The organism is Streptomyces sp. NPDC025618 (assembly GCF_055558795.1).
This window is the reverse complement of sequence record NZ_JBVHLW010000030.1, coordinates 1-8,721: the sequence shown is the minus strand read 5'-3', so window position 1 is coordinate 8,721 and position 8,721 is coordinate 1. Positions and strand designations below refer to the sequence as shown.

Annotated in this window: 9 protein-coding genes and 1 pseudogene; 5 read left to right on the top strand and 5 right to left on the bottom strand. The window is 68.9% G+C overall.

Going from position 1 to position 8,721, the window contains the following annotated elements; all coding sequences use genetic code 11:
• Positions 1–74: 74 nt before the first annotated feature.
• Together ACZ4A5_RS23065 and ppgK are read left to right on the top strand one after the other, a co-directional pair.
• Positions 75–347: pseudogene (locus ACZ4A5_RS23065) on the top strand (4-hydroxy-3-methylbut-2-enyl diphosphate reductase); the annotation flags it as partial.
• 63 nt (positions 348–410) lie between these two features.
• Positions 411–1,175: a polyphosphate--glucose phosphotransferase gene (gene ppgK, locus ACZ4A5_RS23060; RefSeq protein WP_467587218.1), complete on the top strand. Its 765-nt coding sequence runs from the start codon at positions 411–413 to the stop codon at positions 1,173–1,175.
• On the opposite strand, the gene ACZ4A5_RS23055 is transcribed toward ppgK, so the two are convergent.
• Complete coding sequence (locus ACZ4A5_RS23055) at positions 1,072–1,668, bottom strand: DUF6542 domain-containing protein (protein ID WP_467587215.1); 597 nt, start codon at positions 1,666–1,668, stop codon at positions 1,072–1,074. The two genes, ppgK and ACZ4A5_RS23055, sit on opposite strands and share 104 nt — an antisense overlap.
• A gap of 233 nt (positions 1,669–1,901) precedes the next feature.
• Between ACZ4A5_RS23055 and ychF the strand changes: the two genes are divergently transcribed.
• Entirely contained in the window at positions 1,902–2,990 is a 1,089-nt protein-coding gene (gene ychF / locus ACZ4A5_RS23050; RefSeq protein ID WP_467587212.1) for a redox-regulated ATPase YchF, read from the top strand.
• 134 nt (positions 2,991–3,124) lie between these two features.
• Here the strand turns inward: ychF and ACZ4A5_RS23045 are convergent, their stop codons facing one another.
• The 4 genes from ACZ4A5_RS23045 to ACZ4A5_RS23030 form a co-directional block, all read right to left on the bottom strand.
• Positions 3,125–3,388 (bottom strand): type II toxin-antitoxin system RelE family toxin, encoded by a 264-nt coding sequence (locus ACZ4A5_RS23045; protein ID WP_467587209.1) that lies wholly within the window; start codon positions 3,386–3,388, stop codon positions 3,125–3,127.
• A complete protein-coding gene (locus tag ACZ4A5_RS23040) occupies positions 3,381–3,650 on the bottom strand; it encodes a type II toxin-antitoxin system Phd/YefM family antitoxin (RefSeq protein WP_071271322.1) in 270 nt (89 codons plus the stop codon). The genes ACZ4A5_RS23045 and ACZ4A5_RS23040 overlap by 8 nt, the downstream gene beginning before the upstream one ends.
• 213 nt (positions 3,651–3,863) lie before the next feature.
• Positions 3,864–4,439 carry a Uma2 family endonuclease gene (locus ACZ4A5_RS23035; RefSeq protein WP_467587205.1) on the bottom strand — a complete coding sequence of 192 codons (576 nt, stop codon included), beginning with the start codon at positions 4,437–4,439 and terminating at the stop codon, positions 3,864–3,866.
• A 72-nt stretch (positions 4,440–4,511) separates the two neighbouring features.
• Positions 4,512–5,510 carry an alpha/beta fold hydrolase gene (locus ACZ4A5_RS23030; protein ID WP_467587202.1) on the bottom strand — a complete coding sequence of 333 codons (999 nt, stop codon included), beginning with the start codon at positions 5,508–5,510 and terminating at the stop codon, positions 4,512–4,514.
• A 370-nt stretch (positions 5,511–5,880) separates the two neighbouring features.
• Here ACZ4A5_RS23030 and ACZ4A5_RS23025 point away from each other — a divergent pair, with 370 nt between their 5' ends.
• Both ACZ4A5_RS23025 and ACZ4A5_RS23020 read left to right on the top strand, forming a co-directional pair.
• Positions 5,881–6,633 carry a GntR family transcriptional regulator gene (locus tag ACZ4A5_RS23025; protein ID WP_467587438.1) on the top strand — a complete coding sequence of 251 codons (753 nt, stop codon included), beginning with the start codon at positions 5,881–5,883 and terminating at the stop codon, positions 6,631–6,633.
• 327 nt (positions 6,634–6,960) lie between these two features.
• Entirely contained in the window at positions 6,961–8,604 is a 1,644-nt protein-coding gene (locus ACZ4A5_RS23020) for an APC family permease (protein WP_467587199.1), read from the top strand.
• Positions 8,605–8,721 lie beyond the last annotated feature (117 nt).

Genomic DNA, 8,721 nt, shown 5'->3' with positions numbered 1-8,721 from the left:
TTGTCGGTGTTTTAGGCACAAAACACTCCCCCCCCTCTCTCCCTTGTGGCGGCCCCCCCCCCCCCCCCCCCCCCCCCCCCGCCCACCTGGTCGACTTCGCCGACGAGATCGACGAGGCGTGGCTGGAGGGCGTGACCACCGTCGGCGTCACCTCGGGCGCCTCGGTTCCGGAGATCCTCGTCGAGGGCGTCCTGGAGTGGCTCGCCGAGCGCGGCTACGGCGACGTCGAGACGATCACGGCCGCCCAGGAGTCGATCACCTTCTCGCTGCCGAAGGAGCTGCGCCGCGACCTGCGCGCGGAGGCGGCGTCCCTGTCGGCCGGGAACGACGGCCCCGACAAGTCCTGAACCGGGCGGCCCGTGCCCGGTTCCGGGGGGTGAGCGCCCGGCTCACCCCTTAGCGTGGTCGGCATGAACGTATTCGGCGTGGACATCGGCGGATCGGGCATCAAGGGCGCACCGGTCGACCTGACGCGGGGCGAGCTGACCGCGGACCGTTTCAAGCTCCTCACTCCGCAACCGGCCACCCCGGACGCCGTCGCCGATACCGTCCGGGAGGTCGTGGCGAATTTCGGCTGGTCCGGGCGGCCGGTCGGGGTGACGTTCCCGGGCGTGGTGGTCCAGGGCACGACGCGCACGGCGGCCAACGTCTCCAAGGAATGGGTCGGCGTGGACGCGGCCGGGCTGCTCGCCGCGCGGCTGGGCGCCCCCGTGACCGTGCTGAACGACGCGGACGCCGCGGGCCTGGCCGAGATCTACTACGGCGCGGCGCGCGGCCGCCGCGGCACGGTCGTCCTGCTCACCTTCGGTACGGGCATCGGCAGCGCGGTCTTCTCCGACGGCAGGCTCCTGCCCAACACCGAGCTGGGCCACCTGGAGCTGAACGGCCACGACGCCGAGACGCGCGCCTCGACCCGCGCCAAGGAAGAGGAGGAGCTGAGCTGGGCGCACTGGGCGCGCCGGGTGCAGCGGTACCTCGTCCATGTGGAGAGGCTCTTCTCGCCCGAGCTCTTCGTCATCGGCGGCGGCGTCAGCCGGAAGGCCGAGAAGTTCCTTCCGCTGATCGAGGGCGTCAGCGCGGAGATCGTGCCCGCTCGGCTGATGAACAACGCGGGGATCGTAGGGGCCGCGATGGCCGCCGGCGCGGCCTGGCCCGATCCCGTCGTTGCTGCCTGAGCAGCACCAGGTGGCGTACGAACGCGATCAGCGCGGTGAGCGCGGTGCCCGCGTAGAGCCACCCGGCGTGCAGGGACAGCACGGTGACCAGGCCCATGGCCTGCCCCGCGAAGCTGTCCGGGCCCTCGGCGAGGGGCACCGCGCCGACCGCGAAGGCGATGGGCGCGGTCACCGGCGCGGTGATCAGGTCGGCCGGCCGCACCCACAGGGCACAGGCCGAGCCCGCCACCAGGAAGAAGACGCCGTAGACCGCGGGCGAGCGGCCCGCCACGGAGTCCAGGGCGCCGGCCGCGAGCATGGCCAGGGCGGTCAGCAGGCCGCTGCCGAAGCCGGTCAGCCGGGGGCCGGGGACGCGCAGCGGGGGCGAGGCGCGCCCGGAGCGCGCGCGGTAGACCGCCGCCCTCTCGCCCTGCCCCACGGGGGAGGCGGGCCTGGGCACGGGGGAGGTGCGACGGACCTTGGGCTGGGGCGCACGGGTGCTGGGTTGCTCCACCCGACCAAACTAGGTCGAGAAGTGGGAGGAATCCGACGTTGGACACGCGGTTTGGGCCACCTTGGCCGCGCGTTCGACTGATAGTCCTTCCGGGGCCGTGGCGCGGCGGGGACCCGTAGACTGGTTGACCGGCCCCGCCGTGGGCCGCGGACCCTTTACACCCTTCCCGGGGATGGCGGCGGCCGACCCGCTGCCGGAACCGCCCCGGGAATCTCGCTACGGGAAGTCGCCACGTGTCGCTCACGATCGGAATCGTCGGTCTGCCGAATGTCGGCAAGTCGACCCTGTTCAACGCCCTGACCAAGAACGACGTGCTGGCGGCCAACTACCCGTTCGCCACCATCGAGCCCAACGTGGGCGTCGTCGGCGTCCCGGACCCCCGGCTGGACAAGCTCGCCGAGATCTTCGGCTCGCAGAAGATCCTCCCCGCCACCGTCGACTTCGTCGACATCGCGGGCATCGTGCGCGGCGCCTCCGAGGGTGAGGGCCTGGGCAACAAGTTCCTCGCGAACATCCGTGAGTCGGACGCGATCTGCCAGGTCATCCGCGCCTTCAAGGACGAGAACGTCGTCCACGTCGACGGCAAGGTCTCGCCCAAGGACGACATCGAGACGATCAACACCGAGCTGATCCTCGCGGACCTCCAGTCGGTCGAGAAGGCGATCCCGCGCCTGACGAAGGAGTCCCGCCTCCAGAAGGAGAAGGTGGCCGTCCTCGCCGCCGTCGAGGCCGCCCGGACGATCCTGGAGTCCGGCCAGACGCTCTTCTCCGCCGGCATCACCAAGGGCACCGAGCAGGGCGACCTCCTGCACGAGCTGCACCTGCTCACCACCAAGCCCTTCCTCTACGTCTTCAACGTCGACGAGGACGAGCTGGTCGACGAGGACTTCAAGAACGAGCAGCGCGCCCTGGTGGCGCCCGCCGAGGCGATCTTCCTCAACGCCAAGATCGAGTCCGAGCTGATCGAGCTCGACGACGAGGAGGCGCTGGAGCTGCTCCAGTCCATGGGCCAGGAGGAGCCCGGTCTGGCCACCCTCGGCCGCGTCGGCTTCGCCACCCTGGGCCTCCAGACCTACCTCACGGCAGGCCCCAAGGAGACCCGCGCCTGGACCATCAAGAAGGGCGCCACGGCCCCCGAGGCGGCCGGTGTCATCCACACCGACTTCCAGAAGGGCTTCATCAAGGCCGAGGTCATCTCCTTCGACGACCTCGTGGCCGCCGGCTCCGTCGCCGAGGCCCGAGCCGCGGGCAAGGCCCGCATGGAGGGCAAGGAGTATGTGATGGCGGACGGGGATGTGGTGGAGTTCCGCTTCAACGTGTGACCGGGTGAATTAGCACCACGTCGCTGACGTGGCAAACATGCAGGTCAGAAGGGGTCGGACGCTGTCGAGTCCGACCCCTTCGCCGTCACCGTGCTGGATGGGTGCTGGATATTCTGACGGCGGGTCAGTGGTAATCAGGTCTCGTAAACGGTGGACCGGTGTCCCACGTGAACGACCCAGACCACCAGCTCTCCGTTGTCGATCGTGTAGACGACGCGATAGTCACCGACGCGCAGACGGCGTCGTTCGGACTGGGACACGAGTGCGGTGGTGTTGAAGCCGAGGGGGTCGGTCTCCAGCTCGGTCAGCTTGGCCAGGATGCGCAGCGCCATGTCGCGCGGGATCTTCCGAAGCTCGGCCTGAGCCTCGGGCCGGAAGACGGTTCGGTACTCACTCACCGCGCGCCAGCGTCTCCCTCATGACGTCCTCGATCGGGATGCCGGGGGCCGGGTTGGCCATGCGCTCGTCGATGATGCGGTTGATCTCGCGCTCTTCCCACTCCTGGTACTTGCGCAGCACCTCAATGGAGACGACGGCGGCGACTTCCTTCCCTCGGCGGGTAATGACCGTGGGCACGTCGTCGCGGTCTGCGCGCTCCACGACTTCCGCCAGGTGGGCGCGCACGTCGCGGATGGACTCTATGGGTAGCGGCTGCGTCATGCGCTCAAGCGTACCGAGTGTGCCATGTGTACACCACTCCTTCGGTGCTGGATGTGCTGGATGGACTCGCACCGTGCTGGACAGGTGCTGGATGACCATGTCCAGAACCGTGTTTTCGCAAGGTCGGAGCACTGTGCTGAACGTTCAGGTTCAACGTCTGATCCCACACGCCGAGAAGGGCCGGACCCCATGAGTCCGGCCCTTTCTCATGCCCTACGCGCCCGGAACAAGCGCGCTCAGGTCGAGCTCGATGTCGAAGGGCACGGGCCGCTTCAGCGTTCCCCGGAAGATGCCGGCGGGCGCGTAGGCACCCGTCGGTGCGTCGAGTTCGTAGACGTGGACGACGGGAGCGCCGTCCTCGTCCTCGACGCGCCAGTAGTGCGGGATGCCGGCCTCGGCGTACTTGCGGAGCTTCACCGTGCGGTCGCGGTGGGCGGACTCGGGGGAGACGACCTCGATGACGAGGCGGACCTCGTCCGGTGTGAACCATGTGCGGTCGCCGTCGAAGCCCGCCGTCGTCACCAGCAGATCCGGCTCGGGACGGTTACGCGCGTCGAGTTTGACGGTCATCTCACGGCTGACCCTGACATCGCCGGGCGCCTGATTCATGAGAGCGACGGTGAGCATGGTGACGAGGTGGCCATGCCACCACCTCTGCGGCGACATCATGAAGACAAGCGCTCCGTCGATCAGCTCGGTGTGGCGGGGTGCCTCGGGGAGGCGGTCCAAATCCTCCGCGAACCAGCCTTCCGCGCGCGGCGGGCGCATCCAGTCGGGCAGTGCGGTCATGGCTCAACCGTAGCGACCTGACGGGACCCGGGCCACGAGATCGTTAACGCTCCGGCCTTTCGCCTTCCCCCCTCACTCGAAGAACTCCAGCAGCGCCCCCGCCACCGCCTCCGGCTGTTCCTCCACCAGGTAGTTCCGGGTGTTCTCGATCTCCATGACGCGGACATCCGTGCCCTGGGCCGGGAGGGCTTCGCGCATGTAGTCGTAGAAGGCCCCGTAGGCCAGGCCCAGCATCGGGGCGGTCACCTTGGGGTAGGCGTTGAAGTCCGCGATGTCCTGTTGGTACGCCTGGAACCACCCCTTGCTGGCGCGGATCGCGTCGGGGGTGGAGTAGGCGCGGGCGTAGATGTCGCGGTCGCGCGGGGTGATGGCGTCGGGGTCGATCAGGCTCAGGTTGAACATGTAGTCGACGAGGTGGCGGTAGCGGCCGTCGGCGAGAAGTTGTTCCGGGAGGTCCTGCACCTGCTGGAAGGCGAGCCACCAGCGGTGGGGGCCCCGGTCGCCGGGGCGGGGGACCAGGGGGAATTCGTAGTAACTGTCGTCGATGTGGGTGGTGTTCAGGATCGCCACCCGCCCGGTGGCCTCCGGGTGGTTGGCGGCGTGGGCGAAGGCGACCATGGCGCCGATGCCGTGCCCGGCGATGTCGATCCGCTCGTGGCCCAGGTGGCGGGCCAGTTCGTGGATGTCCCGGGCCATGTTCTTCTTCTCGAAGCCGGACCGCGGCTTCTCCGAGCCGCCCATGCCCCTGATGTCCACGACGACGACCCGGTGCCGCGCGGCCAGGGCGGGCATGACCTTGCGGTACTCCCACCAGGTCTCGGGCCAGCCGGGCAGCAGGACCAGCGGGGAGCCCTGACCACCCGTCACATAGTGCAGCCTGACCCCGTTGACGTCGGCGTACCGGCTGCTGAAGCCGCCGTCCAGGGACGCCGCCAGCCGGGCGTCGTCGGTCGTCCCGGCAAGGTCCACGGCAGTGTCCACGGCCGTGCTCACGGCAGTGTCCACGGCAAGCTCCACGGCGCTCTCCCCGGGCGTGAGCACTCCCGGCGCCGTGTCGGCGTTCGACGGCATCTCGCTTCCCCGTTCCTCGAACCCTCCGCTGAGTTTGAAATTCAAACCCGGCGCGATTTCGATGAAGATAACAACATCCCGAATGATCGGCCAGAGGCGCCCGGAAGCAACTGCGTGTCCCGGGGGGTGAGTTGGCGAACCCTGCGCGTCGTCACGGAGAGTGGTGGACGCGTGGTGTCGCATGGTGAGCGTGCGGCGCATAATTGCAGACGTGCCTCAGGGGGATGCCGGTCGCACATGCGGCTCTCATCGCCAACTACACGTCCCTGAACTGCAATTCACTGCATCTAGTGAATCCTTGGCCTGTAGTTGCGAACGGCAACCGAGGGTTGCCAAGCTGTTGCGGACTGTCAACCTGTTGGGAGTGGCCGTGGCCTTCGGTGACCAGCCCGCATACCTCCGAGTCGCCGGTGATCTTCGCCAGAAGATCGTCGCCGGCGAGCTGCCGCCGCACACACGCCTCCCCTCCCAGGCCCGCATCCGCGAGCAGTACGGCGTCTCGGACACCGTCGCCCTGGAGGCCCGCAAGGTCCTGATGGCCGAGGGGCTGGTGGAGGGGAGATCCGGGTCCGGCACCTATGTGCGCGAGCAGCCCGTGCCGCGCGCCCTGGCGCGCACCGGCTATCGCACGGCGGGGGAGTCCACGCCGTTCCGCCAGGAGCAGGCCGACAGCAGGGTCAAGGGCACCTGGGAGTCGCGCAGCGAGCAGGTGGCGGTGGATTCCGCGCTGGCGCGCCGGCTGCGCATCGCCGCAGGCGACCGCGCGATGCGCACCGACTATCTCTTCCGCGCCGGGGGTGAGCCGGTGATGCTCTCCACCTCCTGGGAGCCCCTCGCGCTCACCGGCCGCACGCCCGTGATGCTTCCCGAGGAGGGCCCGCTGGCCGGGCGCGGGGTCGTCGAGCGGATGGCCGCCATCGACCTGATCGTCGACAACGTCGCGGAGGAGGTCAGCGCCCGGCCCGGCCTCGCGGAGGAGGTGCTGTCCCTCGGCGGCGTCCCCGGGCACTACGTGGTGGTCGTCTCGCGCACCTATTTCGCGGGCGGCTGCCCGGTGGAGACGGCGGATGTGGTGGTGCTCGCCGAGCGCTATCGCGTCGCGTACCACCTTCCGGTCAAATAGCCGGGCCGCGCTCGGCCGCGGCATTTACCACCCGATCGTTAAGCGGTGGTGACGTCCGCGTGAACAGCTTCCGGGTGCTCGGTATCCGGCTCCTGAAGATCGATTTTCGGCCGCCGGTGATCCACTCCCCGATCCGTACCGGCTGGTAGGAACCGTGTGATATGCCCCGCTTTGTCCCGATAGGGCAGAGCGTTTTTTACTGTTGCAAAACTCACATACGGCCAGGTCAGAGCCTTTTCGCGGAACGCAATCGTCCAAATCGCTCGTACGATGGCGCGGTTTGTGTCCTGCCCGTGGGGGAGAAGAAAGCAAAGGAGATCCGGGGCGTTGAGTACCGAGCAGGGTTCCCACTCCAACTACCGCCGGACCCTCGGTCCGGTGGCGTTGACCGCCGTCGGCCTCGGGTCGATCATCGGCTCCGGCTGGCTCTTCGGCGCCCAGCGGGCCGCGGCCATCGCCGGTCCCGCCGCGATCCTCGCCTGGGTCATCGGCGCGGCCGTCGCACTGACCATCGCGCTCACCTACAGCGAGCTCGGCGCGATGTTCCCCAAGGCCGGCGGCATGGTCCGCTACGGCCAGTACTCGCACGGCTCGCTCGCCGGCTATCTCGCCGCGTGGGCCAACTGGATCGCGATCGTCTCCGTCATCCCCGGTGAGGCGACCGCTTCCGTGCAGTACATGAGCTCCTGGAAGTGGAGCTGGGCGAAGGAGCTGTACGACGGCAAGGAGCTGACCGGCAGCGGTGTGGCCCTGGCGAGCGTCCTGCTGCTCTTCTACTTCTTCCTCAACTGGTTCGCGATCACGCTGTTCGCGAAGACCAACAACGCGATCACGGTCTTCAAGGTCGTCATCCCGGTCCTGACCGCGGGCGCCCTGATGTGGGCGCACTTCGACACCAAGAACATCGAGTCGGCCGGCGGCTTCACGCCCAACGGCTGGAGCTCGGTCTTCACCGCGGTCGCGCTCTCCGGCATCGTCTGGGCGTTCAACGGCTTCCAGTCCCCGCTGAACATGGCGGGCGAGGCCCGCAATCCCGGCAAGTCGCTGCCGAAGGCCGTCATCAGCTCGATCCTCATCGCGCTGGTCATCTACATCGCGCTCCAGGTCGCCTTCCTGATGGCCGTCCCGTCGGCCGACCTCTCCTCGCACGGCTGGGCCGACCTCGGCAAGATCTACAACTCGCCGCTCGCCGACCTGGCCGTCGCCTGGGGCCTGAACTGGCTCGCGATGCTGCTGTACGCGGACGCCTTCATCTCCCCGTCCGGCACGGGCATGATCTACGCCGCCACCACCTCGCGCATGATCCAGGGTGTCCAGGAGAACGGCCACCTGCCCGGCGTCTTCGGCAAGGTCGACAAGAAGACCGGTGTGCCGCGCCCCGCTCTGGTGCTCAACCTGATCGTCGCGTTCATGTTCCTGGCCGTCTTCCGCGGCTGGGGCTCGCTCGCCGAGATCGTCTCGGTGGCCACCGTCATCTCGTACATCACCGGCCCCGTCGCCGTGATGTCGCTGCGCCGCATCGCCCCGGACCTCAAGCGCCCGGTCATGCTGAAGGCCATGCCGGTCATCGCGCCCATCGCGATGATCTTCGGCTCGCTGGTGCTCTACTGGGCCCGCTGGCCGCTCACCGGCAAGGTCATCCTGATCATGGCCGTCGGTCTGCCGATCTGGGCCTGGTACGAGCTGCGCAAGCCGTGGGCCGAGCTCAAGCCGCACCTGCAGGCCGGCGTCTGGATGGTCGCCTATCTGCTGGTCATGGCCTGCGTCTCGTGGGCCGGTGGCACGGAGTTCGGCGGCAAGGGCTACCTCGCCCAGGGCTGGGACATCGTCGTCGTCGTCCTGCTCTCGCTCGGCTTCTACGTCTGGGGTGTGCGCAGCGCCTGGCGCAACCCGACCCTGGTCGAGACCGAGAAGGAACTGCTCGCCGAGCAGGCGGCCGAGGAGGCCGCGCTCTCCGAAGCCAAGGCGTAACCGCCGGAAGTTCCGTCCCGCAGGGGGGGGGGGGGGGGGGGGGGGGGGGGGGGGGGGGGGGGGGGGGGGGGGAGGTGGGGGGGGGGGGGGGGGGGGGGGGGGGGGGGGGTGGGGGGA

Bases quoted from the DNA above. Each gene is read 5' to 3' on its own strand.
- ppgK (WP_467587218.1), top strand. From the start codon at position 411: ATGAACGTATTCGGCGTGGACATCGGCGGATCGGGCATCAAGGGCGCA.
- ACZ4A5_RS23040 (WP_071271322.1), bottom strand. From the start codon at position 3,650: ATGACGCAGCCGCTACCCATAGAGTCCATCCGCGACGTGCGCGCCCAC.
- ACZ4A5_RS23035 (WP_467587205.1), bottom strand. From the start codon at position 4,439: ATGACCGCACTGCCCGACTGGATGCGCCCGCCGCGCGCGGAAGGCTGG.
- ACZ4A5_RS23030 (WP_467587202.1), bottom strand. From the start codon at position 5,510: ATGCCGTCGAACGCCGACACGGCGCCGGGAGTGCTCACGCCCGGGGAG.